Here is a 26,360-nt window from a genome sequence, read left to right on the forward strand (position 1 = left end):
TGACATGAGTACCGTATCGACCCCCATCGCCACCGGTTCGGATTGGAATTTCGAGATTCTAACGGCGTATGAACGCGAGATCGCGCGGTTCGCCAAGGAATACCGCCTGGATATTTACCCCAATCAGATCGAGATCATTACCTCCGAGCAGATGATGGATGCCTACGCCAGCGTGGGCATGCCGGTGGGCTATCATCACTGGTCCTTCGGCAAACAGTTCTTGTCCGTCGAGCAGGCTTATCGGCGCGGTCAGATGGGGCTGGCCTACGAGCTGGTCATCAACTCCGATCCCTGTATCGCCTATCTCATGGAAGAGAACACCTTGATGATGCAGATCCTGGTCATGGCGCATGCTTGCTACGGCCACAACTCGTTCTTCAAGGGCAATTACCTGTTTCGCGCCTGGACCGATGCCTCGGCGATCGTCGATTACCTGGTGTTTGCACGCAAGTACATCGCCGAATGCGAACAGCGCCACGGTGTCACGGCGGTGGAACAGCTTCTGGATGCCTGTCATGCGCTCCAGAACTATGGGGTCGATCGCTACAAGCGCCCCTCGCCGATCTCCTCGGAGGAAGAGGCGCGTCGCCAGCAGGAACGTGAAGCCTATCTCCAGGCGCAAGTGAACGCCCTGTGGCGCACGATTCCGGGAAAAGCGCCACGCGATGAGTCGGAGGCGTTCGCGGAGGATGGCGACGATCCGCTGGGGCTCCATCAGTACGGGCATTATCCCCCCGAGCCGCAGGAAAACCTGTTGTATTTTCTGGAGAAGAACGCGCCGCTTCTCGAGTCGTGGCAGCGGGAGATCGTACGTATTGTGCGTAAGCTGGCGCAGTATTTTTATCCACAGCGCCAGACCCAAGTGATGAACGAGGGATGGGCGACCTTCTGGCACTATACGCTGATGAATCGGCTCTACGATGAGGGGCTGATCGACGAGGGGACGATCCTCGAGTTTCTGCATTCGCATACCGCCGTCGTGCAGCAGCCGGGGTTCGATAGTCCGCATTTCAACGGTATCAATCCCTATGCCTTGGGATTTGCGATGTTTTCAGACATCCGTCGGATCTGCGAGACACCCAACGAGGAAGATCGCGAGTGGTTTCCGGAGATCGCCGGCAGCGACTGGCTGGAGACGGTGCATTTCGCGATGCGCAACTTCAAGGACGAGTCGTTCATTCAGCAGTTCCTGTCACCCAAGGTGATTCGCGATCTCAAACTGTTCAGCCTCGTCGACGATGATCGCGATGAGATGCTCACCATCAGCGCCATTCACGATGAGCGTGGCTATCGGCGCGTACGCGAGGCGCTTTCCACGCAATATGCCTTGTCGCTGCGCGAGCCCAATATCCAGGTCTGGGAGGCCGATATTCGAGGCGATCGTTCGCTGACCTTGCGCCATGTCCAGGATGCACGCCGGCCATTGGGCAAGACGCTGTATCCGGTATTGCGCCACCTGCATCAATTGTGGGGGTTTGCGGTCAAGTTGGAGTCGGTGGAGGACGATGAGGTCGTGCGCCGCTATCAGTGGCCGCTCCCCGGCGATGCGCGAGATGGTGGCTGAAACGCGTCGCTAGCCGCGGCGCGCAGGGCTGATATACTGGCTCTCGCACCGTCGGCGAAGTGTCGTGACGGTGCGTCTTTGAGCGTGCTGGCCGTAGGCTGGCGCGACGCCCCGAGTGCAGTAGGCAGTGTAGGAGAGTGTCATGCAAAGCGCGGTGATTTTGATCGACGTGGAAAAGGGCCAGATCAATGCGGTCGCCCAGCGGTTGGCCGAGCTGGAGGGGATCAGCGAGGTATTTTCCACCTGTGGTCGTTATGACCTGGTGGCCATCGCCCGCACGCGCGACTTCGAGTCGCTGGCGCAGCTCGTGACCGAACGCCTGATGGAGGTCCAAGGCATTCGTGAAACGGAGACACTCAACGCCATGCAGGTGCATTCGCGTCACGATCTCGAGACCATGTTCTCGTTAGGTTGGTAGCGGCGCCCTCATCGTCTAGGGTAATCGCTCACTTCACGTTTCGTTTTCGCAGGACAAGGATACGTCGCCGGCATGATCGCCGTTATTTCCTATCAGTTTCGGCGCTTAGTGCGTGGCGCGGGCATTTCCTTAATCTTCGCCGTGGTGGGGTCCGGCTTGTGGTATTGGCAGGAGCGCGAGGTCCGCGACCGGCTTAGCTGGATGGGGGTGCCCGAGTGGCAAACCACCAGCTGGCAGGGATTCAATCGGGTGCTGCGCAGTCACGCCTTCCTGGTGGGGTGGTCGGATATCCGGGTCAGCCCTTTATGGGTCAGTTATGCGCTCCATGAAACACCTGATGCGCCGATCGGTGATCGCCCGCATGGCTTTGCGCAGGACTGGCGCTCGTTGTGGCCGGTCATCTCGGATCAATACACGCACAGCGGGTATGACCGCGGCCACCTGGCCCCCAACTATGCCATCGCACGCGTACACGGGCGTGCGGCCCAGCTCGATACCTTCCAGATGACCAATATCACGCCGCAGCGCCCCGATTTGAACCGGCGCGTGTGGCAACGTCTCGAAGAGGTCGTGATGGATGATTTCCTGCCGCGCTTCGAGCAACTCCGAGTGGTCACCGGGCCGGTCTTCGATGAGCGCTTCATGCATCGAGTGGGATTCACTCAGGTGCCGTCGGCGTTTTACAAGATCATCGTGGTGCCTGGCGAGCATCCGCGGGCGCTAGCGTTTCTGATTCCACAGACAGTGCGTGGCGACGAGCCGCTCGACCGCTTTCTGGTCAGTATCGACGAGCTCGAAGCGAGAACCCGGCTCGATTTCTTTCCGCGCCTGCCGGAAGACGTCGAAACGCCCTTGGAAGCCAATATCGAGACAAAAGGGTGGGCATTACAGCGCGTCGCGCGGCGGCCCGGGCGTTACCAATAGAATAATAGGGGGAGTTACATAGAGGGGGCTTCGACACTTCGTAAAGTAGCATGCACGGTGGTGCCCAGGAGAGGACTTGAACCTCCACGTCCATACGGACACTAGCACCTGAAGCTAGCGCGTCTACCAATTCCGCCACCTGGGCGCGTCATGCACTTTACTGATGTTTTTTTGATGGTGCCCGGAAGAGGACTTGAACCTCCACGTCCATACGGACACTAGCACCTGAAGCTAGCGCGTCTACCAATTCCGCCATCCGGGCGTTGCCTTGTATCGATCTAGCGGAAGATCGATGGTGCCCAGGAGAGGACTTGAACCTCCACGTCCATACGGACACTAGCACCTGAAGCTAGCGCGTCTACCAATTCCGCCACCTGGGCAAGGCGCGGTGTATAATACCCATTTTGAGCGTGATTGCAAGCCACGAAGCCATGCTTCATGCCTTGTTTCGTGGAAGGCAGGTAGCCGCCATGGTTGGGTCGACTGGCTGTGCCCGCTATACTGGCGGCATGATTGAATTTCATAACAACGCCATCGGCGCACGACGTTTACTTGCCACCTCGCCTGTAAGGAAGTCATTACCATGAATCATTGGAAACTCAGTGACGATCCGCATGCGGAACGTGAAGCGAGTAAATACGATAATCCGGTCCCTAGCCGCGAATACTTGTTCGCCCGGCTGGAAGAATACGGTAAGCCCATCACACCCGAAGACCTCAGTCGCATGCTGGCGGTGGACGACGAAGAGCGCCTGGAAGGCGTGCGTCGGCGACTTGCCGCGATGGAGCGTGAAGGTCAGATACTGCGCAATCGGCGCGGGGCCTTCGCTCTGATCGACAAGCTCGACCTCATCAAGGGGCGGGTACAAGGCCATCGTGACGGCATGGGCTTCTTGATCCGAGAAGACGGCAAGAAACCCGACCTGGTCATGCCGCCACGTCAAATGCGGCGTGTCTTCGACGGCGACCAGGTGCTGGTGCGAGTCAGTGGTCGCGACCGGCGCGGGCGCGATGAAGCGACCATCGTCGAGGTCATTGCTCGCAATACGCAGTCACTGGTGGGTATCTACCGCCAGAATACCGCCGAATTCGGCGTACTGATTCCCGAGAAATCGCGCATCGCCCAGGAAGTCATCATCCCGCATAGCGTCAGCGGCGGCGCGCGTGATGGGCAGATCGTCTCGGCCCGTATCACCCAGCAGCCGGCGACGCGTGTACAGCCGGTGGGCGAAGTCACGGAAGTACTCGGCGAACGCATGGACCCGGGGATGGAAATCGACATCGCCATCCGCAGTTACGAGATCCCCGCTGAGTTCCCCCCCGAAGTGCATGAACAGATCGCCGACATGTCCGCCTCCGTGGACGAGGCCGACAAGGCGCATCGCATCGACTTGCGTGATGTGCCGCTGGTGACCATCGACGATGAGTCCGCCAAGGACTTCGACGATGCCGTCTGTGCCTGGAAGACCAAGTCCGGTAGTTGGAAGCTGCTGGTAGCGATCGCCGACGTATCGCACTATGTGCGCCCAGGCACCGCCCTGGATCAGGAAGCGATCACGCGCGGCACTTCGGTCTACTTCCCCGGCCAGGTCGTGCCGATGCTGCCGGAGTTGCTCTCGAACGGTCTGTGCTCGCTCAATCCCGAGGTCGACCGTCTGGCGCTGGTCTGCGAGATGAACATTTCGCCGAATGGGGCGATCAGCCGCTATCGTTTCTACGAAGCGGTCTTCCAGTCCCACGCGCGCCTGACCTACAACAAGGTCGCCTCGATCCTCGATGACGAAGGCCCCGAAGGCGATGCACTGCGCGAGCAGTATCGCGACCTCGTGCCGTCGCTCAAGAACCTCAAGAGCCTCTACACGATCCTGAGGGAAGCCCGCGAGGCACGCGGCGCCATCGATTTCGAGACGACCGAGACGGCCATCGTCTTCAACGACGAGCGCAAGATCGAGAAGATCGTGCCGCGCTCGCGCAACGATGCACACAAGATCATCGAAGAGTGCATGTTGGCCGCCAATGTGGCGACGGCGCGCTTCCTCGACAAGCATGACCTGCCGGCGCTGTATCGCATTCATGAGAAGCCCTCGCCGGAACGCCTGGACAAGTTGCGTCTGTTCCTCAACGAGCTGGGGCTGTCTCTGGGCGGGGGCGACGATCCCACGCCGCAGGACTACCGTGACCTTGCCGAGACGATCAAGGGTCGTCCCGACGCCGACGTCATCCAGACGGTGATGCTGCGCTCGATGAGTCGTGCGGTTTATTCGCCACAGAACGATGGCCACTTCGGTCTGGCGTATCCTGCCTATGCGCACTTCACTTCGCCGATTCGGCGCTACCCGGACCTGCTCGTGCATCGCGCCATTCGCTCGGTGATTCGCGGGCCGCGGCAAACCAATACGGTGCTGCGTGCCGAAGGCGCGCCGGTAGAGCCGCCCAGCCAATGGGCGCCGTATAGTTTCGAGCAAATGCTCGAGCTCGGTGAGCATTGCTCGATGACCGAGCGTCGTGCCGACGATGCCACGCGTGACGTGGAGGACTGGCTGAAGTGCGAGTTCATGTCGGACAAGCTCGGTGAGATCTTCGAGGGCACCATCGCCTCGGTGACGCAGTTTGGCGTTTTCGTGCGTCTGGACGACGTCTATGTCGAGGGCCTGGTCCACGTGACCTCGCTGCCGTCCGATTATTATCACTACGAGGCCGAGAAACACCGCCTCAAGGGTGAGCGTAGCGGTATGTCCTATCGGCTGGGCGATGGCGTCACGGTGCAGGTGGCGCGCGTCGATCTGGACGATCGCAAGATCGACTTCGAGCTGGCCGACGAGAAACCGCGTCCGCAGAACCCCGCTCGGCGCAAGAAATCCGCGACCGATGGTGCATCGGGACGCGGCAAGCAAGGCGCAGGGCAAGCCGGCAACGCAACGAAGAAGGAGCGTGACGGCAACAAGCCGCGTCGACGTTCGCGAGGCGGCAAGGGCGGCGGCAAAGGTGACAAGCGTTGAATAGGCGCCATGGAACGGGCAGTGGAGCATCATGAAAGCTAAACCTTCCCGGGCGCGTATCGCGACGCCCGAAGGCTTGGACGCCGTGTATGGCGTGCACGCCGTACGGGCCTTGTTCGAGCGTGGCCAGCCGCCACGCGAGCTTTGGTTACAGGAAGGGCGTGCCGAGGCACGCCTGGACAGCCTCTCGGAGAGCGCCCGTCAGGCTGGCATCAAATGCGTGGGCGTCGCCCGCGAAACGCTGGATGGCGTGGCCAAAGGTGCAGTGCATCAAGGCGTGATCGCTTTCGCGCCACCGCTGCAAGCCGAGAGCGAGGAAGCGCTCTGGTTTCGTCTCGGCGCCTGGCAGCAGGCGTCTCCGCCGTTGCTATTGATCCTCGATGGGGTGACCGATCCGCATAACTTCGGTGCCTGCCTGCGCAGCGCCGACGCGGCAGGTGCGCACGGTGTCATCGTGCCCAAGGATAAGGCCGCGCCCCTCAACGCCACGGTGCGCAAGGTTGCCTGCGGCGCTGCCGATGTCACGCCCGTCTATCAGGTCACCAACTTGTCGAGGGCGATGGCGCGGCTCAAGACGCATGGGGTATGGATCGTCGGGACAGCGGGCGAGTCGGCGCAGAGCCTTTACGAGGTCGACTTGATGGGGCCTGTGGCCATTGTCATGGGCGCCGAAGGCAAAGGTATGCGCCGGCTGACGCGCGAAGGCTGCGATCTACTCGCCAAGCTTCCCATGACGGGCAGTGTGTCGAGCCTCAATGTCTCGGTTGCCACGGGCGTGTGCCTATTCGAAGCCGTGCGCCAACGTCATGTCTCTTGATGTCCGGTCGGGCGAGACAAGTTGCAAGCGCGCGGGGTGATCACTACAATTGATCGGCTTTCCGGGCATCGTTTCGCGTGTCTGGAAACATAGAGACTTTCTCTCCTTGCTTCTCGCGGCCCTGTACCTGGTACTGACGGGCCTCGTGGAAGCTGTCAAACCGTAAGGAGCTATCATGCGTCATTACGAAATCGTGTTCATGGTCCACCCGGATCAGAGCGAGCAGGTGCCGGCCATGGTCGAGCGCTATACCGGGCTCGTTACCGAAAACGGCGGCACTGTGCATCGTCTGGAAGATTGGGGGCGTCGTCACCTGGCCTACCCGATCAACAAGATCCACAAGGCCCACTATGTACTGATGAACATCGAGTGCAGCGGCGAAACTCTCGACGAAATCGAGAATATCTTCCGCTTCAACGATGCCATCATTCGTAGCTTGGTGGTGCGTTGTAAAGAGGCGGTCACCGAAGCGTCTCCGATGATGAAGCCGGCCGAAGAAAAGCCGCGTCGTCGTGAAGAGAAAAGCGAGCGTCCGAACGTTGAGCGTTCCGAAACGAACGCCGACGCTGATGCCGACGCCGAAGCTGAAGCCAACTGATTCGTACCTCTGGAGGATAAACCATGGCACGCTTTTTCCGTCGCCGTAAGTTTTGCCGCTTCACCGCCGAAGGCGTGAAGTACATCGATTACAAGGACCTTGATACTCTCAAGTCCTATATCACTGAAACCGGTAAGATCGTACCCAGCCGCATTACCGGCACCAAGGCTCGTTATCAGCGTCAGCTGTCCACGGCCATCAAGCGCGCTCGTTATCTGGCGCTGCTGCCCTATACCGACAGCCACCAGTAAAACAAGGCGACTGGCGTGATGCAGGCACTGGCCCGTTGGGTGATGCGCGGTACGCCGCAGGCGGCAATGGTCGCGCTGATTGCGGCGTTGATTCCCTGGTTGTTTTGGCTGAGTGCCGCCGTCGCCGCGCTGGTAACGTTACGCCGCGGCCTGGGCCCTGGCCTGCCCGTGTTGATTGCCGCCGCGCTGCCAGCTGGCTGGTGGTGGGTGCAGGGGGACGCCGTTCCGCTTGCCAGCGTTTTGCTGGTGACGCTGATGGCGACCATACTGCGCGCCCGGATGCGTTGGGGCGAGACCCTGATTGCGGGCATGCTGGTGTGTGTGGTGCTGGTGCAGTTCGGCATCTTCCTGCCTCCGGGAGGGGCGGGCCCACTGCTCGATCAGGTACGCCAGAACTCGGCGGACGTCGATGCCATGCTCACCGAGTTGAGTGCCCAAGGTGTCTCCAGCGAACAGCTGGCGGGCATGTTGATCGGCGGCGTTACAGGGTTAGTGGTACTGCTTGCGGCAGTCGCTTGTTTGGCACTAGCGCGTAGTTGGCAAGCCGGATTGTATAATCCCGGTGGCTTTCGCGACGAGTTCCATGCGCTGCGTTTGAACACCAAGGAGCTTTTGCTGCTGGTCGGTGTTGGAATATTGGGCGTGCTGGTATCCATGCCGATGGCAACGATGCTGGCGTGGATACCCTTGCTCGTGGCAGGCATTGCGCTGGTGCATGGTTGGATTGGATTGAAGGGGATGAGCGGGTTTTGGTTGGTCGGCTTTTACGCATTGCTGCTGACGACCTGGCCCACGATTCTGGTTGTGCTGTTGCTGGCCGCTGTCGATACTTTCGCGGATTTCCGCGCACGCTTGGCCGGCAACCACTGATGAGAGGTTAACGAGATGGACGTCATTCTGCTCGATAAGATTGGCAAGCTGGGTAACTTGGGTGACCAAGTCGCTGTCAAGGCCGGTTACGGCCGCAACTACTTGGTGCCTTACGGCTTGGCCGTGCCGGCCACCAAGGAAAACGTTGCCGCTTTTGAAGCGCAACGTGCCGAGCTCGAAGCGCAAGCCGCAGAGCGTAAGTCAGAAGCCGAGGCGCGCGCTGAACAGCTGGCTGAAATCGAGCTGTCGTTGGTCGCCAAGGCCGGTGATGAAGGCAAGCTGTTCGGCTCTATCGGCCCGCGCGATCTGGCCGATGCACTGACGCAGGCGGGTCTCGATGTGGTCAAGAGCGAAGTGCGCATGCCGGAAGGTCCGATTCGCCGGACCGGTGAGTATGACATTACGCTGCAACTGCACGCGGAAGTCGCTACCAGCGTTCGCATCGTGATCGTGGCCGAGTAAGCGGTCACCGCCAGGCGACATGCTGGCATGGGGCGCGAAGGGTAACCTTCGCGCCCTTTTTGTGCCATGAGCCAAGGTCTTGGGGTACGTGAGATAGGGTCCATGAAGTGCAACGGTAGAGTCATCACGGCATCATGGTGATGGCCGACACGGTGAACGTGTGCACTTCGCCGACCTTCGATATCGACCGGTCAGGAAACGAGCATGAGCGAATACGTCGAGCACGACCAGGAAACCGCGGCGCTCAAGGTGCCGCCGCACTCGCTGGAAGCGGAGCAATCAGTGCTCGGCGGGCTGATGCTGGACAACAGCGCCTGGGATACGGTCTCCGAGCGCCTGACCGCCGACGACTTCTATCGCTACGAACATCGTCTGACCTTCAATGCGATGGCCCAGCTCGCCGAATCGGGGCATCCGCTCGATGTGGTCACGCTCTCGGAGGCGCTGGAAAACCGCGATCAGTTGGAGGGTGTGGGCGGACTGGCTTACTTGGCCGAACTGGCGCGCAACACGCCATCGGCGAGTAACATTCGCGCTTATACCGATATCGTGCGCGAACGTGCCACCTTGCGCAAGTTGATCCAGGCAGCCAATCAGATCGCCGAGGGTGCCTTTGCCCCACAAGGCCGCCCCTCCGACGAGTTGGTCAACGAGGCCGAGCGCCTGGTGTTTCAGATCAGCGAGGATCGCCCCAAGACCGGTGGGGCGATCGGCATGAGCGACCTGCTCAGCAAGGCCGTCGATCGTATCGACGAGCTTTTCAACATGCAGGGCGAGATGACGGGGCTTTCCTCCGGTTTCCGAGATCTGGACGAGATGACGTCGGGGCTGCAGCCGTCGGATCTGGTGATCATTGCCGGACGTCCTTCCATGGGTAAGACGACATTCGCCATGAATGTGGTCGAACATGCGGTCATCTCCAGTGACAAGCCGGTCATGGTGTTTTCCATGGAGATGCCCGCCGATGCTTTGATGCTGCGCATGCTGTCCTCGTTGGGACGTATCGATCAGACGCGCGTGCGGACCGGGCAGTTGGAAGACGAAGACTGGCCGCGTTTGACCTCGGCGGTCAATTTGCTCAAGGACAAGCAACTCTTCATCGACGATACGGCAGGGCTTTCACCCAACGAGATGCGCTCACGCACTCGGCGTCTGGCGCGCGAGCACGGTAACATCGGCATGATCATGATCGACTATCTGCAGCTCATGCAGATCCCTGGTTTTTCCGAGAACCGTACCGGTGAGATTTCTGAAATCTCGCGCTCGCTCAAGGCCTTGGCCAAGGAGTTCAACTGTCCGGTCGTCGCGTTGTCGCAGCTCAATCGCTCGCTCGAGCAGCGGCCCAACAAGCGCCCGGTGATGTCGGATCTTCGCGAGTCGGGGGCCATCGAGCAGGATGCCGACGTCATCGCCTTCGTCTATCGCGATGAGGTCTATAATCCTGACAACCCCGACAATCATGGCTTGGCTGAACTGATTATCGGAAAGCAGCGTAACGGGCCGATCGGGACCGTTCATATGGCCTTTATCGGCAAGTACACACGCTTTGAGGATCTCGCCCCCGACAGCTACGGTCAGCACATGGGCGAGTGATGATGGCAAGGCAAACATGCCGGTGTTGCCTTATAATGCCGGCTCGCAAGTGAACAGGAGGGGAGATGGCGAGCGGATTTCAACGTGGCAAGAAACGTACCCCCAAGCTCGAGGGGCGCGGCCAACTGGAAAGCGTCGAGCGTGAAGGGCCGTTCAAGGAATGGTTGGGGATGCCCGACCTCTACCGTTATTCCCTGGTCGTCGATGGTGAAACCTACAGCTATCAGACCGAAGACGCCGAACTTCCCGTCTCGGTCGGTGATCGGGTGGTGTTTCGTTACAAGGAAACCCGTGCGGGCAACTGGGTCGATCGGAACTCGCTCGGGGTGGCGATCGATCCATCCACGTACCAGCGCGATTCTTGATACATCGCGTTGGGGCAATGCAGGGGCCGGTACGCCGGCTCCTGGCGAGCGTTGTTCGACGTCTCGCTGTTTGAACGTTTCATATCTTCTCCTTCCTTTACGTATTTCCCTCGCCAAGCGCGCAAGTGGTGGAACTTCTTGCGCGGCGATGCGTCTCAATGAGTGTATTTTCCTCTTTTCAGTCAATGTTTAGACGAATAGTACGCCCCTCGACAAGACGTTGATCGCTGCTCCCCGTCATACTTGTTGCAACATGTCTGTCATCTGAATAAGGCAAGCTGGACGTGCGCTGCGGTAGGTGGCGTATGTCTTGTCGAATTTTATTTTCTCAAGGAGAACATTATGGAAATCAACGAACTCAAACACTTCGTGGGTGCGGAGCATAACTTCGAGATTCGCGTCATCAGTCATGCGGGCAGTCGCCTGTACCGCGTCGAGGTGGAGGACATCGAAGGTCAGTGCTACCCGCTGATGCGGCGTGGCAAACCGATGCTGTTTCGTGCCCTGGACGATGTCTATGCCGAGCTCAAACAGGCAGGCATCCATCGTGCCTATCTCGTACAGTGGGTTGCGCATGACGAAGTGATCGGCCGTGACACGCATTATCAGTCCCCGCTGACTTCGCGCATGCCGTTAGTGTTTTGACGTCCTACACATAACCTGCCCAACGCGCGTTCAGCGCCCCATTCTCCAACCGTAATACTGAATTTATCGCCCGGCGAGCAGCCGGGGCCTGGGTGCGAAGGCACCGGGCATCTCCCTCCTCACGACGTTCTCTTCAAATATTTACGCGCGCTTTTTCAGGGCATGTCGCTTAGGCAGTCCTACACCGTGTTAAAGCCTTGGACGTATGTTCTCCAAATGTTGTACAAATCGTGTTCATAGTATAACGCGATAAGCCCAACGTGCCCTTGGCTTGTTACACTGACCGACTAAGGTCTTTTACAGGAGAGGTTTCAATGGGGTCAGCTCCCTTCGGCGTCATGCTCGTCAATCTTGGCACGCCCGAGGCCCCGACGGCGTCAGCGGTGCGTCGTTATCTGGCGGAATTCCTCGGCGACCGGCGGGTGATCGATCTGCCGCGCGCCAAGTGGTTGCCGATTCTGCATGGCATCATCCTGCGCATTCGGCCTCCGCGGGTCGCCAAGGCCTATGCCTCCGTGTGGCGGGAGGATGGCTCACCGTTGCTCGCCATCGGGCGCCGCCAGCAACGCGCGCTGAAGGAACGGCTGGCGACGCGTATGGGCACCGAAATCCCCGTCGAGCTGGCGATGACCTATGGCAAGCCCAGTATGGAGGAAGCCGGCCTGGCGTTACGTGACGCCGGGGTCGAGCGCATCCTGGTGCTGCCTTTGTACCCGCAGTTTTCCGCCACGACGACGGGGGCGGTATTCGACCGCTTGGCGCGCGCCCTGGCACCGTGTCCGCATTTGCCGGAGTTACGTTTCGTGCGCGACTACCATAACCATCCGGCCTATATCGGGGCGCTGGCAGAAAGCGTTCGCGAGCATTGGGCGGCGCATGGCCGGCAATCGCGACTGCTGTTTTCCTATCACGGCATTCCCAAGCGCTACGCCGATGCCGGCGATCCTTACCCACGGCATTGCGAAGAGACCAGCCGTCTCGTGGCCGAGGCGTTGGGGCTCGAGGCGGATGAGTGGCGACAGACTTACCAGTCGCGTTTCGGGCGCGAAGAATGGCTCAAGCCGTATACCGACGAAACCTTGAAGGCATGGGGCGCCGAGGGTCTTGAGGGCGTCAACGTGATCAGCCCCGCTTTTGCCGCCGACTGTCTGGAAACGCTGGAAGAGCTTGAAGTCGAGAATCGTGGCTATTTCGAGGAAGCGGGCGGCGGTGCCTACCAGTACATTCCCGCGCTCAACGATCGTCAGGATCATATCGATCTTCTGGCCTCGCTCGTCGAGCAGCATACCCAGGGTTGGTAACGCCGCTGATCACTTCGACGAGGCGTCTATACGTCAGACGCCCGAGGGCATAGAGCCATCGGGCGTCGTCTGTTATGCGTCAGGCGCAGTTCAGGGCAGTTTGGAATTACCTTGGGGCGCTTCCTCGAGGGTGCGCTCGTCGTCGTCTTCCTGAAGCTCCTCGGGGTTGCCGCGGGTCCTGGGGTCGCGTTCGAGCTTCTGATGCAATGCGCTCTTGCTCAGCAGGTGCGCGGAGACGGGAGCGGTAATGAACAAAAAGATGGTGATCAGGAGTTCCTGCAGGCTGGGACCGCTTTCGAGCAGGCTGAAATAGGCGATCGAGGCCAGCAGTACACAGCCAACGCCGAGCGTAGAAATCTTCGAGGGACCGTGCAGGCGCATGTAGAAATCCTTCATGCGTGCCAGCCCCAGTGAACCAATCAAGGCGAAGATGCTGCCGGCGATCAAGAAGAAGGCAATGACGCCTTCCATCAACGTATATAAGGCAATCATAGTCCCTCCGCTATTCGATGATGTCGCCACGTAGCAAGTACTTGCAAACCGCCACGGTGCTCACGAAACCGAGCATGGCGATGAGCAACGCCGCCTCGAAATAGGTGCGATGGCCCAGCCAGAGACCGAACAGCACGATCAAGGCGATGGAATTTACATACATGGTGTCCAGCGCCAGGATGCGGTCGGGCAGGCTGGGGCCGACTGCGACACGGTAAAGGTTGAGCACGATCGCGACCGATAACAACGCCACGCTGACCTTGAGGGCAAAATCTAGCATTCGAAGATCTCCTTGAGCGGACGCTCGTAGCGCTCATGGATATGACACTTCATATCGTCGATATCGCCCACATCCAAGGCATGGATCAGCAGCGTCTTACCATCCATGCGCAGATGCGCCGAGACCGTTCCCGGCGTCAAGGTAATGGTGCTGGCTAGCATGGTGATCGCGAAATTCTCCTGAAGCTCGAGCGGATACTCGATGAAGGCGGGGCGCGCCCGTCCTCGTGGGTCGAGTATGACCTTGGAGGCCTCCAGGTTGGCGACCACGATATCGAGCAGCACCCGGAAGAAGTAACGCACCATGAGCCAAGGCTTCTTGATCCTAGGCTGTGCCTCCCAGAAGGGCTTGGTAATCAGCGGGATGACGATGGCCAGAAAGCCGCCGAGCAACCAGTGCCCCAAGGCAACGCCGTTCATCAACAGCAGCCACACGATCAGTAGCAAGACGGACAACAGCGGCATTGGTAGCCACTTGCGAGGACGAATCATGTATCACCTCCAGTGTCGCCGCGGGCGATAATGGATTCTACATACGCATCACGGTCGAGCAATTGGGCGGCGGTCGCCTGGGTGAACGCTGTAAGGGGGCCGGCGAAGGCCACCATTAGCGGCGCACAGCCGATCAGCATGAGCGTGCCAGTGACGCGCAGTGGTCCGAGCGTGATACCGGTCTTCTCGCCAGACGCCCGCCAGAAGATGGTCGAGCCGGTGCGTGATAGTGCTATCAAGGAAGCTAGCCCGCTACCTAGAAGAATCGGCCACAACCAATGCTGCTGTGCCGTCGTTGCGGCCTGCAGCAGCAGGGCCTTGCCGAAGGCACCGGACAGAGGCGGTAAGCCGGCCATGGCGATGGCGCCGGCGAAGAACAGCAGACCCAGCGTGGCGGGCTGCGTCAGCGTACGGGACTGTACGATGCGCGCCCCGGCCTTGCCGCGTTGCTGTGCAATGGCATCGACCAGCAGGAACATGCCGCCACTGACCAAGGTGGTGTGGATCAAGTAATACAGCAGTGCGCCCAGCGCGACTTCGCTGTGCATGCCGATACCCGCCAGCAGGGTGCCCGCCGAGACCAGAATCAGATACGCCACCTGGGTGCGCATGTCGCGTGCCGATAACACGCCTACGGCACCGAGCGCGAGCGTGGCCAAACCTAGCCACCATATCCACGGCTGAGCGAGATTGGCCAGTGGGCCGGCCTGCTCGCCGAAGATCAGCGTATACACACGGATGATCGAATAGATCCCGACCTTGGTCATGATCGCGAAAAGGGCTGCTATAGGTGCCGGCGCGGCGGCATAGGCGCGCGGTAACCAGAAGTATAGCGGCAACATGGCTGCCTTGAGCCCGAAGACGATCAGCAGCAACAGGGCGCCGGCCTTTACCAATCCCAGATCGGCGGTATCCAGCGTGGTCACGACTGCTGACATGTCGGCCATGTTGAGCGTGCCCATGGTGCCATAGAGGATGCCCAGCGCGATCAGAAACAGCATCGACCCTAGCAAGTTGAGCGCCACGTAATGAAAGCCAGCATGCGTGCGTGCCTTGCCACCGCCGTGCATCAACAACGCATAGGAGGCGATGAGCAGTACTTCGAAGAAGACGAATAGGTTGAAGAGATCGCCGGTCAGAAAGGCGCCGTTGATGCCCATCAGTTGCAGCTGGAACAAGCCGTGAAAGTTGGAGCCTTGCTCGTCGTCCCCTGCGCAAGCATAGAGCAAGCTGCCCAGAGCCAGCAGCGACGTAAGCAGCACCATCAGAGCGGACAGACGGTCGAGTACTAGAATGATGCCGAATGGCGGCTGCCAGTCGCCCAGAGCGTAATAGCGGATGGTGTCGTCGGTGCTTTCGGCGACCAGCAAGATTCCCACCACTACCAGCGCGACGGTAGAGAGGACGTTGGCTGTGCGGCGTAAGGTTAGCGCGCCGCCACGATGGATCAGCAATGCCACTCCAGTGAGCAGCGGCAAAAGAACCGGCAGAATGATCAAATGCTGCATCAGGACTTGTCCTCCCGCGGCTCGTCGACACGGTTGCCGTTGACGTGGTCGCTGCCCACGTCACCGCGTACGCGCATGGCGAGGATCACCGAGAAGGCGGTCATGGCGAAGCCGATGACGATGGCAGTAAGCACCAATGCCTGCGGTAGCGGGTCGGCATACTTGCCGGCGCCATCGCTGATCACGGCCGCACCGTCGGTGGTGAGCCCCCCGGTTGAGAACAAGAACAGGTTGACGGCATAGGACAATAACGTCAGGCCGACCACCACGGGAAAGGTTCGCCCGCGTAGCGCCAGATACAACCCACTGGCGGCCAGGATCCCCGTGGTGGTCGCGAATAGCGCTTCCATCACGCTTTCTCCTTCTGCTTGGAGGGGCGGTGCGATGTGGTTACCTTGCCCAGGTTGGCAAGGATCATCAGCGTGGCACCGACCACGGTAAGGTAGACACCGAGATCGAACAGCATGGCCGTCGCCAGCTCCACATCACCGATCAGCGGGATGTGGAAATGGCCGAAAGCCGAGGTCAAGAACGGATACCCGAAGACCCAACTGCCAACCCCGGTCAGAGCGGCAATGGCGACGCCAGCGACGGCGATCGGCTGATACTGGAACGACAAGCGTTGCTGGGCCCATTCGACTCCATGGGCGATGTACATAAGGATCAACGCCACCGCCGTCACCAGCCCCGCGATGAAGCCACCGCCCGGGGCGTTGTGGCCGCGCAGGAAAATGAAGACCGAGACCAGCAAGGCCATGGGCAATAGCGATTGGGAAACCGAGGCCAGAATCATGGGGTAGCGATCCGGTGACCAGGGGCGTCCTTCGCTATCGCTGGAGGGCATGAACAGGCGCAAGCGATTGAGTAGCTTGTAGATGCCGATCCCCGCGATACATAGCACCGTGATCTCGCCCAGAGTATCGAAGCCACGGAAATCGACCAGAATCACATTGACCACGTTATGCCCGCCGCCGCCGGGCACACTGTGCTCGAGGAAATAGTCGGAAATCGAGTTCAAGGGGCGTGTCAGCAGAGCATAGTTAAGGCTTGCCACCACGCCGCCGAAGCCCGCGGCCATCAGGACATCGCGCACGATGCGCGACGCACTCGACTCTTTGGGCGTCTTCTGTGGCAGGAAGAATAGCGCCAACATCAAGAGAATGACCGTGACCACCTCGACTGCTAGCTGAGTCAGTGCCAGGTCAGGCGCCGAGAAGCGCGCGAAAGCCAGCGACGCCATCAGGCCGACCACCGAGAGCATGATCAGCGAAATCAGGCGGCGGCGATGCAGGAAAGCCGTCGCCAAACCAGCGAAACAGGTGATCGCGGCACCGACGATGAGCAAGGGGTCGGCCTTCTGAATGGCCAGCTCGCCTTTCAAGGTCTCGATTCCCATCAAACTCATGCCAGACACGACCAGGGCGCTGATGACGACCCACAACATGTAGCGTTGCAGTGAACCGTTTTCGAGAGTATCGATGGCCCACTGAGTGAAGCGTATCAGTCGCTGAACGGCGCCCTCGAAGATGGCCAGCGAGTCGCGCGACGGGAACTGGCGGTGGAAGGTGAAAAGATGCTGGCGAAGCGCGTACACCAGGAGGCCACCGATCAGCGCGATCGCGCTCATCAGCAAGGGCAGATTGAAACCGTGCCAGATGCTGAGGTGAAGTTCGGGGGCGGGCATCGTCAAGGCCGCGTCGGCGGCGGCCGTCAGTAGCCCCGTGGCGGTGAAGGCGGGGAAAAGCCCGATGACGATGCACACGATCGCTAGCACCAGGACGGGCAGGCGCAAGGGAAACGGCGCTTCGTGTGGGGTCTTTTCCAGCTCGCGCGGCCTGTTACCGTCGAAGAAAGTATTGCGCACGTAGCGTAGCGAGTACGCGGCGGCGAGGATGCTCCCGATGGTAGCCAAAGCCGGGATCAACCACGCCAAGCCGCCGAGAAGCGGCGTCTCAAGCGTTTCGGCGAGCATCATCTCCTTGGAGAGAAAGCCATTGAGCAAGGGAAAACCGGCCATTGAGGCGGCGGTGATGGTGGCCAGCGCGGTAGTCATCGGCATGTAGCGCCATAGTCCCTTGAGCTTGCGAATATCTCGCGTGCCGCACTCGTGGTCGACGATGCCGGCGGTCATGAACAGCGCTGCCTTGAAGGTCGCGTGGTTGAGAATATGGAAAAGGCCGGCGACCACCGCCATCTGGCTGTTGAGGCCGAACAGCATGGTGATCAGTCCCAGATGGCTGACCGTCGAATATGCCAGAATCGTTTTGAGGTCGAGCTTGATCAGCGCGAAATAGGCGCCGAAAAGCATGGTCACCAGCCCGGTCAGGCTGACCAGGTAAAGCCACTCTTGCGATCCGGCCAGTGCTGGATGCAGGCGGGCCAGCAGGAAGACCCCGGCCTTGACCATGGTCGCCGAGTGCAGAAAGGCCGATACCGGTGTCGGTGCCGCCATGGCTTGGGGAAGCCAGAACTGGAACGGAAACTGCGCCGACTTGGTGAATGCGCCGAGCAGAACCAGTAGCAGCGCTGGCAGATAACGCGGATCTGCAAGGATGACATCGCGGCTATCGAGCACTGTCTGCATGTCGAAGCTGCCCACGATCTGGCCGATCAGAATAAAGCCAGCCAGCAGTGCTAGCCCTCCCATGCCGGTGACGGCCAGCGCCATGCGAGCGCCTTTGCGTGCGGCTGATTGATGGCTCCAGAAGCCGATCAGCAAGAATGACGACAGGCTGGTCAACTCCCAGAACATCCATAGCAGGATCAGGTTGTCGGCCATCACGATGCCCAGCATCGAGGTCATGAAGAGCATCAAATACGCATAGAAGCGCGGCATGTTGTCCGCTTCGGCCAAGTAGTGGCGCGCATAGAGGATGATCAGCAGCCCAATCCCCAGGATCAGCAGCACGAACAATAGCGAGAGACCATCGAGGCGCAAGGCAAGGTCAAGGCCCAGGGCTGGCACCCACGAGAAGGCCAGGCGCGGCACCTCGCCGGCGAGCACGCCGGGCGTCTCGCGTAATGTGACCAATAGTGCGATGAGTGGCATCGCGGCGGTCAACAGCGCGCATTGATGGCGTCGCTGGTTCGAACTCAGCAATGGCAAAAGACTGCCGAGCAGCGGCAACAGCACGATCAGTAGCAATGACATGCAACTTGCTCTTGTCGTTTAACGTTTGAGGGTACCCGCGACCGTCCGGGCGGAGGTTCGGATACGAGTATGGACGGCGGCAGCGCGAACGTCAGTCGCGAACGACGGGAGGGTCCGTCAGATAAGGGCGTCTGATACCTCGGGGTGCCAGCATCCAGGCAGGGGTGCGGTCGGTTGCATCGCCGGCTGGCATGAGTGACAGACGGTGGGCACCGTAATGGCAGGGCATGCGCAGCGGCAGGCAGCCGGGCAGGGAGTGTCCTGTCATGGTGTCTCTCCTCCTTCGGAACGCTTCGGCGCGAAGCTATGCGTACAGCGGCTTGTATTGATTGATGATTTGTTGCGTCGGGCGCCAAAACGGGATGGTTGATCGAATGTACCATGTCCTTTCCTGGCCTCGCCATAGCCTGGGTGGCGAAAGATGCAGCGGTGCATGTTTTTCAGAGCATAAGGGCTCTGGTGGCGGCGTCGCCGCCTAGGTAGCATGGCCCCTGCGCGGCAGCTGTGCCTGTCGGCCTGATTCGGCCCGCGTCGCTCGGCGCTTGGCCCTCATCGTCGTCATTGACAAGGAACGACACATGAAACGACCCATTTGCAGCCTCGCATTGGGGCTTTGCCTGGCGGGATGCCAAGGCATGGCGGCTAGCGATACTGCGACTTCTTCGGCCCAGGTCGATAACACATCGGCGAAGGCGCCAAGTGCCGACACCGCTACGGCCTCGGACGACGAACAAGCGTCGTCTCGGGGGTTTGCCGCTTGGGTGGAGGGCTACCGGGAGCATGCGGCGGCGGAAGGCATTGATGCCGTCACGCTGGCGGCAGCCTTCGACGATGTCCGCTTTCAGCCGCGCATCATTGAGCTCGACCGCTCGCAACCGGAGTTCTCTCGCCCGGTGTGGGCGTATCTGGACACGGCGGTCTCCGATCAGCGCGTCCGCCAGGGGCGTGCAAAACTCGATGACCACCGCGATGCCGCGATGCGGGCGGAGAATCGCTACGCGGTGCCGGCCGAGATATTGACGGCGATTTGGGGCGTGGAAAGCAACTACGGCAGCTATTTTGGCCACTTTTCGACCATCGATGCGCTAGCCACGCTAGGATTCGAGGGACGGCGTCAAGACTTCGCCCGCCGCGAACTGCTCGCGGCCTTGGAGATCCTGCAAAGCGGCGATATCGATCGCGAGCACATGCGTGGCTCGTGGGCGGGCGCCATGGGGCACACGCAATTCTTGCCGTCGAGTTTCCTTTCCTATGCCGTCGACGCTGACGGCGATGGCCGGCGTGATATCTGGGGCAGCGTGGACGACGTGATGGCCTCGACCGCATATTACCTTGAGCAAGCCGGTTGGCGGGCCGGGCAACCTTGGGGCGTGGAAGTCACGCTGCCCGATGACTTCGATTACGCTCAGAGCGAGCTCGCGGTGCGTCATTCTAGCGATGAATGGCGCTCGCAAGGCGTACGTGCACGAGGAGATACGTGGCCGTCGTTCGACGAGGCCTCGGTGATTGCCCCGGCGGGTGTACGCGGTCCTGCGTTTATGGTGGGCCCTAACTTTCGGGTCATCATGCGCTATAACGCCTCCACCAGTTACGCCTTGGCTGTCGCGGCGCTGGCCGAACGCATCGCGGGTGGTGATGGCATCCAAGGCGACTGGCCACGCGATCTCGAACCGCTTTCGCGCACCCAAGTCAAGGAGATGCAGCGTCGACTCAACGCGCTGGGCTTTTCTACCGGCGGGGCGCCGGATGGCATCGTGGGCCCCAACACGCGTCGTGGCCTGCGCGAATTCCAGCGTAGCCAAGACATGACACCGGACGGCTTCCCTACGCATGCCTTGCTCGACAGGCTTCGCGACGCATCCGTACGGTAAGTGTGTCGCTCAGGCGGTCGCAGGCATAGGCGCCGCGATCGCCTGCGGTGATGGATGGGCCGGTCTCGGTTCATCGCGTCGATCGTCGTCCAGCGTTGCGGAGAAGCGCTCAATGGCGGCCACCACTTCATTGGCCCCTTGGCGTATGCGTTGAATCGTCTCGCCGGCGTCTTCCGCGCGCCGTACCCCTCTTTCCACACCGCTCAGGCAGTCGCGCATCCCCGCATCAGCATGTTGGGTCAGCCCGCGCAGGGTATCGATCGTCGAGATGATATCGCGGGTGGCGTGCGCCGTGCGGGTCGAGAGTTCGCGCACCTCGCGGGCAACCACAGCGAATCCGCGGCCATGTTCTCCGGCGCGTGCCGCTTCGATGGCGGCATTGAGTGCCAGTAGGTTGGTCTGCTCGGTGATTTTCTGAATATTCTCGATGACGGCATTGATGTCTTGCGAGTGGCGCGTGAGTTCGGCAATGACGGTGGATGTCTGGCGGATTCGTGCCTCGATGTGGCGGATGTTTTCGACGACCTCGCCGATGATGCGTGTACCGTCGGTGGCGCTGACGTCAGTGTCGCTGGAAATGCGATACGCCATGTGGGCGCTGTTCGCTTCCGCCTGATGGCGCTCAACACGCTGTGTGATGTCGGTGGCGAACTTGATGATCTTGTACAAGTTTCCATCATCATCGAAAACAGGGTTGTAGGTGGCCTCGAGCCACAGTGTCCGTCCCCGGCTATCGAGACGCTTGAACTCGCCAGCGATGAATTCTCCGGCATTGAGACGCGTCCAGAAGTCATCGTATTCCTGGCTGCTGGCGTATTCGGCCTCGCAGAAAAGACGGTGGTGGGCCCCCACGACCTCTTCGAGACGATATCCCACGGTTGCCAGGAAGTTGGCGTTGGCGGTCAGGATATCGCCAGCAGGCGTGAATTCGATGATGGCCGTCGAGCGATCCAGGGCGTCGAGGCGGCTACGCATGTCGCTCTCGGCACGCACCTTGTCGGTGATGTCGCTGGCTGTCTTGACCACGCGCTTGACCTGTCCCGAGCGCCCGATAATCGGCGTATAAGACGCTTCAAGCCAGAGGGTTCGTCCGCCTTTGCCGAGGCGCTTGTAGCGTCCGGTCATGTATTCGCCATGCGCCAGACGCCGCCAGAAGTCGCGGTAAGCGGGGCTTTGTGCGTGAGTTGGCTCGCACAACAAACGATGGTGTCGCCCTTGAAGCTCGTCGAGACGGTACCCCGTTATTTTCAGGAAATTCGCGTTGGCATCGAGCACCGTCCCGTCCGGATGAAAGTGAATGATGGCGGTGGCGCGATCGAGTGCTTTGAGCGTGGCGACGTCGCGGCGATGCTGGCGGAAATGGGCCATGGTGACTCCGTGTCCTGAGGAAGATGGGCTGGAAAATGTTTCTTTTTGTGAACGATGCCAGGACACAGAGTAGCTCTCGCGCAAAATATATACAATAATTGTACAAATATGCTGAGCGTTTGAAGTAATTGCGACGGCAATCGCCCGGCCGGCGTTACAAGACGCGGCCAGGCGGGAAGGGGATCACAGAATATGAACAGCCGGTTGTCAGGCGTGAGCGGTACTCATGCCACGCAAGGCAGTCGGGAGGTCGTTGTCGGCTTCGAGCTGCGGGAGAGACGAGGCGACGTGCTGAATGGCACTGACTACGTCGTTGGCGCCGGAGCGAATCTTGTCGATGGCTTGCCCGGCCTCGCCAGCCATGCGTACGCCGTTGTCGACACTGCCTATGCAGGCCTGCATGCCGCTGCTCACTTCCTGGGTAAGGTCGCGCAGGCTGGCGATGGTCGCGGTGATATCCTGAGTGGCTTGCGAGGTGCGTAGCGAGAGCTGGCGGACCTCATGAGACACGACCGCGAAGCCGCGACCGTGTTCGCCGGCGCGTGCCGCTTCGATAGCGGCATTGAGTGCCAATAGGTTGGTTTGTTCGGCGATGTCGTGGATGCTCTCGACCACTTTGTTGATGTCGGTAGAGCGTTGTTCCAGCGTGGCGAGTTGTTGTGAGGTGCTGGCGACCTGCTCGGCAATACGACGGATTTCCTCGACGGTGTCGTTGATGATGCGTGAGCCGTCGTTCGCCGACGCTTCGGTCGTCGAGGAGATGCGGTAGGCCATCTGCGCGCTTTCGTTCTCGCGCGTCACGCGATCGGTGATGTTGGTGGCGAACTTGACCACCTTGTAGAGATGCCCATCGGGATCGAAGACTGGATTGTAACTTGCTTCGAGCCACAGGGTATGGCCCTGCTTGTCGACGCGTTGAAACTGCCCTGACATGAACTCACCGGCGTTAAGACGGTGCCAAAAAGCGCGATATTCCTGGCCTTCGGCGTAGTTGCGTGCGCAGAAAATGCGGTGGTGCATGCCCTCGATCTCCTGGAGAGTGTAGCCCACGGTATCGAGGAAATTCCGGTTGGCGGTGATGATATGGCCATCGGGGGTGAACTCGATGATGGCCATAGAGCGGTCGAGGGCGTTGAGCCGGCTTTTCATGTCCTGTTCGCGACGAACGCGCTCGCTGATGTCGGTTGCTGTCTTGACTACACGAACGACCTTGCCGTGTCGGTCGGTGATGGGATTGTAGGAAGCTTCTAGCCAAAGAGGTCGGCCGTCGCGCGCCACGCGCTTGAAGCGACCGGCGATGAACTCTCCCTGGCGCAGGCGCTCGCAGAAAGCCGCGTACTCATGGCTTACAGCCAATTCGCGATCACATAGCAGCCGGTGATGCTGACCGAGCAGCGTTTCGGCCTGATAGCCGGTGGTAGCGAGGAAATTGGCATTGGCTGAGAGGATGACACCCTGGGGCGAGAACTCGATGACCGCCATGGCGCGATGGATGGCATTGAGTACGGCTGCATGCTGGTGTGGCAAACGAAATAAGCCCATATCCTGCGTTCCTCTTATTATCCTTGGCGAAACCTTGTCGAGGTCGACTACTGAATATCGACAGTATCGGCAGCGGATTGAGGGCTCCGCGAATCGCATGCGCGAATAAGCAAACCGAAGGCAAGTTAGCGCCTTAATCTTGCCTCATACAGAGGCGGTGCGGATGGGGCGCCGGGTGAGGGTCAGAAAAGGCGTGCGAGCAGCGCGGTCACGGCGGTTTCGACGCGCAGGATACGCTCGCCCAGGTGCACGCCTTCGAAACCGAGGGCCTGGAACCGCTCGACTTCGTAAGGCACGAAGCCGCCTTCGGGGCCGATCGCTAGTGTGACGGGTTCGTCGAGGCCGCGTGGGCAGGTCGTGGCCATGCCGGGATGTGCGATCAGCGCGCGACGCCCGCTCAGTTGTACAGGCAGGCGATCCTCGATGAAGGGCTTGAAACGTGGCTCGAATGTCACGCATGGCAGATGCGTGTCGCGTGCCTGCTCGAGTCCGAGGATGAGATGATGGCGGATCTTCTCGGGGGTTAGTTCCGGCGACTGCCAGTAGCTTTTTTCGACGCGCCGAGTATGCAGCAGGGTAAGCTGTTTCACCCCCAAAGCGGTGACGTGCTCGAGCGTGCGGGCTAGCATGCGAGGACGCGGCAGCGCCAACAGCAGATGGACCGGCAACGGCGCGGGGGGATCGCGATCCAGGGTGACCGTGAAAACGGCACCCGTGTCATCCAGTGACTGTAGCCGCCCGCGCCCCAGCGCGCCGCCGACCAGGCCCACGCTCAGTTCGTCGCCGGGCACGGCGCGATGTATTTCGCGCAGATGGCGTAGGCGTACGGGGTCGCGCAGATGCATGCGCTGGGCATCGAGGCGGTCGTTGTCGTCGAAGAGGATGAGGTTCATGAAAGCTCCGCGAATGGCGCGCGTAGTCTACTATTATGCCCCCGTGCTGTCGTGGGTGGCTTGCGCTGCTCGAATGTCGGTGCACAATGCAATGAAAGCCTTAGTAAGGACTGCGCCGTGCGCGTGATACGCAAGTATGCCAATCGTCGTCTCTACGATACTCAGCAGAGTCACTATGTGACGCTGGAGGATTTGCGTTGCCTGGTACTCGACGAGGTGCCGTTTCGCGTCGAGGATGCCAAGAGCGGTGAAGATCTGACCCGGCCCATCCTGCTGTCGATCATCACCGAGCAGGAGCAGCGCAACGACAACGATGCCGATGTCTTCTCCAATAACTTGCTCGAACAATTGATCCGTATTTACGCCATGGGGCAGTCTTTGCCGCTGGCCCGTTATCTCGAGCAAGGCACGCAACTGATGCTCGAACAGCAGCGCCATATGCAGGATCAGTGGCAGCAGGCGATTCGTCACTCGCCAGTAGAGACTATGCAGGAGCTGGCCGAGGAAAATCTGCGTTTCTGGCAACGCATGATGCGTCAGCACCAGGCGCCCGACGATGATATGCCGGAACGCTGACGTCGCGCTCTGTCGTGGCGCACGCTTTCTGCCATAATGGTTCGATCTTTTTCGTCATAGCTCCATAAGGTCTTATCCAGATGAAGGTTTTGATCATCGGCGGCGGTGGCCGCGAGCACGCACTCGCCTGGAAGGCGGCCCAATCTCCACGCGTCGATGCCGTCTTCGTGGCGCCGGGCAACGCCGGCACGGCGCGCGAGTCGAAACTCACTAACGTGGATGTCGCCGCCACCGACCTGCCGGGGCTAGAGGCCTTCGCCCGCGACAATGGCGTGGAGCTGACCATCGTTGGCCCCGAAGCGCCGCTGGTCGAGGGTGTGGTCGATCGTTTTCAAGCGGCGGGGTTGGCTGTCTTTGGCCCCACTCAGGCTGCCGCTCAGTTGGAGGGTTCCAAGGCCTTCGCCAAGGACTTCCTTGCTCGGCATGCGATTCCCACCGCCGCCTATGCCACCTTCACCGATCTCGAACCGGCACTGGCCTACGTGCGTGAGCAGGGGGCTCCGATCGTCATCAAGGCCGACGGTCTCGCTGCCGGCAAGGGGGTGATCGTGGCCATGACACTGGAAGAGGCCGATGCGGCGGTACGTGACATTCTAGCCGGCAATGCCTTCGGCGATGCCGGTGCGCGGGTGGTAATCGAGGAGTTTCTGCAAGGCGAGGAGGCCAGCTTCATCGTCATGGTGGACGGCGAGCACGTGTTGCCGATGGCCACCAGCCAGGACCACAAGCGTGCCGGTGATGGAGATACGGGCCCCAACACCGGAGGCATGGGCGCCTATTCGCCGGCGCCTGTCGTCACTGCGGCGGTCGAACAGCGCATCATGGATGAGGTCATCCTGCCCACCGTGCGCGGCATGGCCGCCGAAGGGCGCCCCTATACCGGCTTTCTGTATGCCGGGCTGATGATCTCGCCGCAAGGCGCGCCCAAGGTGATCGAGTACAACTGCCGTTTCGGCGACCCGGAAACCCAGCCCATCCTGCTGCGCTTGAAGTCGGATTTGGTGGCGCTGTGCCTGGCGGCGACCCAAGGGCAGCTCGCGGCTCAGCAATGCGATTGGGACACTCGTGCGGCGGTGGGCGTGGTCATGGCGGCCGGCGGTTATCCCGATGCCTACCGTAAGGGCGATGTCATCGAAGGGTTGGACGGCGCCGAGGCCGTGGGCTGCAAGGTATTCCACGCCGGCACCGCTTTGCGCGACGATGGTCGGGTCGTGACCAGCGGTGGCCGCGTACTATGTGTGACGGCCTTGGGAGCACGTGTCACGGTGGCGCGCGAGCATGCCTATGAAGGTGTGGCAGCGATCGATTGGCCAGAGGCGCTGTATCGCCGTGACATCGCCCATCGCGCGGTGGCCCGGGAGCGTGACGCCGGCGCATGAGGC

The 26,360-nt window shown here is 60.5% G+C and carries 26 protein-coding genes and 3 tRNA genes; 16 read left to right on the forward strand and 13 right to left on the reverse strand.

The annotated features are described in order from the left end of the window. Positions 1-4 precede the first annotated feature (4 nt). The 3 genes from OP494_RS00165 (at position 5) to OP494_RS00175 (ending at position 2,906) form a co-directional block, all read left to right on the forward strand. The gene (locus tag OP494_RS00165) at positions 5-1,564 is read left to right on the forward strand and encodes a SpoVR family protein (protein ID WP_280538733.1); all 1,560 of its coding nucleotides are present in this window, start codon (positions 5-7) and stop codon (positions 1,562-1,564) included. A gap of 142 nt (positions 1,565-1,706) precedes the next feature. Then, positions 1,707-1,982, forward strand: a complete 276-nt coding sequence (locus OP494_RS00170) for an Lrp/AsnC ligand binding domain-containing protein (RefSeq protein WP_280538734.1) — start codon at positions 1,707-1,709, stop codon at positions 1,980-1,982. Between the two features lie 72 nt (positions 1,983-2,054). Further along, positions 2,055-2,906: a DNA/RNA non-specific endonuclease gene (locus tag OP494_RS00175; protein ID WP_280538735.1), complete on the forward strand. Its 852-nt coding sequence runs from the start codon at positions 2,055-2,057 to the stop codon at positions 2,904-2,906. A gap of 58 nt (positions 2,907-2,964) precedes the next feature. Here OP494_RS00175 and OP494_RS00180 read toward each other — a convergent pair. The 3 genes from OP494_RS00180 to OP494_RS00190 all read right to left on the reverse strand — a co-directional run bounded on the left by OP494_RS00180 (position 2,965) and on the right by OP494_RS00190 (position 3,286). Beyond that, positions 2,965-3,051 (reverse strand) — tRNA-Leu (locus tag OP494_RS00180). Between the two features lie 30 nt (positions 3,052-3,081). Further along, positions 3,082-3,168 (reverse strand) — tRNA-Leu (locus OP494_RS00185). 31 nt (positions 3,169-3,199) lie between these two features. After that, a tRNA-Leu gene (locus OP494_RS00190) sits at positions 3,200-3,286 on the reverse strand. Between the two features lie 203 nt (positions 3,287-3,489). On the opposite strand from OP494_RS00190, the gene rnr reads away from it, so the two are divergent. The 10 genes from rnr (at position 3,490) to hemH (ending at position 12,806) form a co-directional block, all read left to right on the forward strand. Then, entirely contained in the window at positions 3,490-5,904 is a 2,415-nt protein-coding gene (gene rnr / locus OP494_RS00195; RefSeq protein ID WP_280538736.1) for a ribonuclease R, read from the forward strand. Between the two features lie 31 nt (positions 5,905-5,935). After that, positions 5,936-6,721, forward strand: coding sequence for a 23S rRNA (guanosine(2251)-2'-O)-methyltransferase RlmB (rlmB, locus tag OP494_RS00200; protein ID WP_280538737.1), 786 nt, complete (start codon positions 5,936-5,938; stop codon positions 6,719-6,721). 175 nt (positions 6,722-6,896) lie between these two features. After that, positions 6,897-7,319 (forward strand): 30S ribosomal protein S6, encoded by a 423-nt coding sequence (gene rpsF / locus OP494_RS00205; protein ID WP_280538739.1) that lies wholly within the window; start codon positions 6,897-6,899, stop codon positions 7,317-7,319. A 23-nt stretch (positions 7,320-7,342) separates the two neighbouring features. After that, positions 7,343-7,570 carry a 30S ribosomal protein S18 gene (gene rpsR / locus OP494_RS00210; RefSeq protein ID WP_040244525.1) on the forward strand — a complete coding sequence of 76 codons (228 nt, stop codon included), beginning with the start codon at positions 7,343-7,345 and terminating at the stop codon, positions 7,568-7,570. An 18-nt stretch (positions 7,571-7,588) separates the two neighbouring features. Beyond that, positions 7,589-8,440, forward strand: a complete 852-nt coding sequence (locus tag OP494_RS00215; RefSeq protein ID WP_280539169.1) for a hypothetical protein — start codon at positions 7,589-7,591, stop codon at positions 8,438-8,440. A gap of 15 nt (positions 8,441-8,455) precedes the next feature. Next, positions 8,456-8,902, forward strand: a complete 447-nt coding sequence (rplI, locus tag OP494_RS00220; RefSeq protein ID WP_040244521.1) for a 50S ribosomal protein L9 — start codon at positions 8,456-8,458, stop codon at positions 8,900-8,902. Between the two features lie 204 nt (positions 8,903-9,106). After that, positions 9,107-10,495 carry a replicative DNA helicase gene (gene dnaB / locus OP494_RS00225; protein ID WP_280538740.1) on the forward strand — a complete coding sequence of 463 codons (1,389 nt, stop codon included), beginning with the start codon at positions 9,107-9,109 and terminating at the stop codon, positions 10,493-10,495. Positions 10,496-10,560: 65 nt separating this feature from the next. Beyond that, the gene (locus OP494_RS00230) at positions 10,561-10,860 is read left to right on the forward strand and encodes a hypothetical protein (protein ID WP_040244516.1); all 300 of its coding nucleotides are present in this window, start codon (positions 10,561-10,563) and stop codon (positions 10,858-10,860) included. Positions 10,861-11,202: 342 nt separating this feature from the next. Then, complete coding sequence (locus OP494_RS00235) at positions 11,203-11,505, forward strand: DUF6482 family protein (protein WP_280538742.1); 303 nt, start codon at positions 11,203-11,205, stop codon at positions 11,503-11,505. A gap of 314 nt (positions 11,506-11,819) precedes the next feature. Then, positions 11,820-12,806, forward strand: a complete 987-nt coding sequence (gene hemH / locus OP494_RS00240) for a ferrochelatase (protein ID WP_280538744.1) — start codon at positions 11,820-11,822, stop codon at positions 12,804-12,806. Between the two features lie 90 nt (positions 12,807-12,896). On the opposite strand, the gene OP494_RS00245 is transcribed toward hemH, so the two are convergent. The 7 genes from OP494_RS00245 to OP494_RS00275 all read right to left on the reverse strand — a co-directional run bounded on the left by OP494_RS00245 (position 12,897) and on the right by OP494_RS00275 (position 18,996). Continuing rightward, positions 12,897-13,298 carry a Na+/H+ antiporter subunit G gene (locus OP494_RS00245; RefSeq protein ID WP_280538745.1) on the reverse strand — a complete coding sequence of 134 codons (402 nt, stop codon included), beginning with the start codon at positions 13,296-13,298 and terminating at the stop codon, positions 12,897-12,899. A 10-nt stretch (positions 13,299-13,308) separates the two neighbouring features. Beyond that, on the reverse strand, positions 13,309-13,578 hold the full coding sequence (locus tag OP494_RS00250) for a K+/H+ antiporter subunit F (RefSeq protein WP_280538746.1): 270 nt from the start codon (positions 13,576-13,578) through the stop codon (positions 13,309-13,311). Continuing rightward, complete coding sequence (locus OP494_RS00255) at positions 13,572-14,069, reverse strand: Na+/H+ antiporter subunit E (RefSeq protein ID WP_280538747.1); 498 nt, start codon at positions 14,067-14,069, stop codon at positions 13,572-13,574. Before OP494_RS00255 ends, OP494_RS00250 begins: the two co-directional genes overlap by 7 nt. Further along, on the reverse strand, positions 14,066-15,580 hold the full coding sequence (locus OP494_RS00260) for a monovalent cation/H+ antiporter subunit D (RefSeq protein ID WP_280539170.1): 1,515 nt from the start codon (positions 15,578-15,580) through the stop codon (positions 14,066-14,068). The genes OP494_RS00255 and OP494_RS00260 overlap by 4 nt, the downstream gene beginning before the upstream one ends. Further along, a complete protein-coding gene (locus OP494_RS00265; protein ID WP_178997732.1) occupies positions 15,577-15,927 on the reverse strand; it encodes a Na+/H+ antiporter subunit C in 351 nt (116 codons plus the stop codon). The genes OP494_RS00260 and OP494_RS00265 overlap by 4 nt, the downstream gene beginning before the upstream one ends. Continuing rightward, complete coding sequence (locus tag OP494_RS00270) at positions 15,927-18,728, reverse strand: monovalent cation/H+ antiporter subunit A (RefSeq protein WP_280538748.1); 2,802 nt, start codon at positions 18,726-18,728, stop codon at positions 15,927-15,929. Before OP494_RS00270 ends, OP494_RS00265 begins: the two co-directional genes overlap by 1 nt. Positions 18,729-18,819: 91 nt before the next feature. Next, entirely contained in the window at positions 18,820-18,996 is a 177-nt protein-coding gene (locus tag OP494_RS00275; protein WP_175575915.1) for a hypothetical protein, read from the reverse strand. A 310-nt stretch (positions 18,997-19,306) separates the two neighbouring features. Here OP494_RS00275 and OP494_RS00280 point away from each other — a divergent pair, with 310 nt between their 5' ends. Further along, positions 19,307-20,599 carry a lytic murein transglycosylase gene (locus tag OP494_RS00280; RefSeq protein WP_280538749.1) on the forward strand — a complete coding sequence of 431 codons (1,293 nt, stop codon included), beginning with the start codon at positions 19,307-19,309 and terminating at the stop codon, positions 20,597-20,599. 9 nt (positions 20,600-20,608) lie between these two features. Here OP494_RS00280 and OP494_RS00285 read toward each other — a convergent pair whose 3' ends face one another. From OP494_RS00285 to OP494_RS00295, 3 genes are all read right to left on the reverse strand, one after another. Then, a complete protein-coding gene (locus OP494_RS00285; protein ID WP_280538750.1) occupies positions 20,609-21,967 on the reverse strand; it encodes a methyl-accepting chemotaxis protein in 1,359 nt (452 codons plus the stop codon). Between the two features lie 207 nt (positions 21,968-22,174). Continuing rightward, complete coding sequence (locus OP494_RS00290; protein WP_280538751.1) at positions 22,175-23,509, reverse strand: PAS domain-containing methyl-accepting chemotaxis protein; 1,335 nt, start codon at positions 23,507-23,509, stop codon at positions 22,175-22,177. 182 nt (positions 23,510-23,691) lie between these two features. After that, complete coding sequence (locus tag OP494_RS00295) at positions 23,692-24,402, reverse strand: 16S rRNA (uracil(1498)-N(3))-methyltransferase (RefSeq protein ID WP_280538752.1); 711 nt, start codon at positions 24,400-24,402, stop codon at positions 23,692-23,694. A gap of 117 nt (positions 24,403-24,519) precedes the next feature. Between OP494_RS00295 and phaR the strand changes: the two genes are divergently transcribed. Both phaR and purD read left to right on the forward strand, forming a co-directional pair. Continuing rightward, entirely contained in the window at positions 24,520-24,978 is a 459-nt protein-coding gene (gene phaR, locus OP494_RS00300; RefSeq protein ID WP_280538753.1) for a polyhydroxyalkanoate synthesis repressor PhaR, read from the forward strand. Positions 24,979-25,058: 80 nt separating this feature from the next. After that, positions 25,059-26,357, forward strand: a complete 1,299-nt coding sequence (purD, locus tag OP494_RS00305; RefSeq protein ID WP_280538754.1) for a phosphoribosylamine--glycine ligase — start codon at positions 25,059-25,061, stop codon at positions 26,355-26,357. Positions 26,358-26,360 lie beyond the last annotated feature (3 nt).

This window comes from Chromohalobacter sp. 11-W, assembly GCF_029889905.1.
GTDB lineage: Bacteria > Pseudomonadota > Gammaproteobacteria > Pseudomonadales > Halomonadaceae > Chromohalobacter.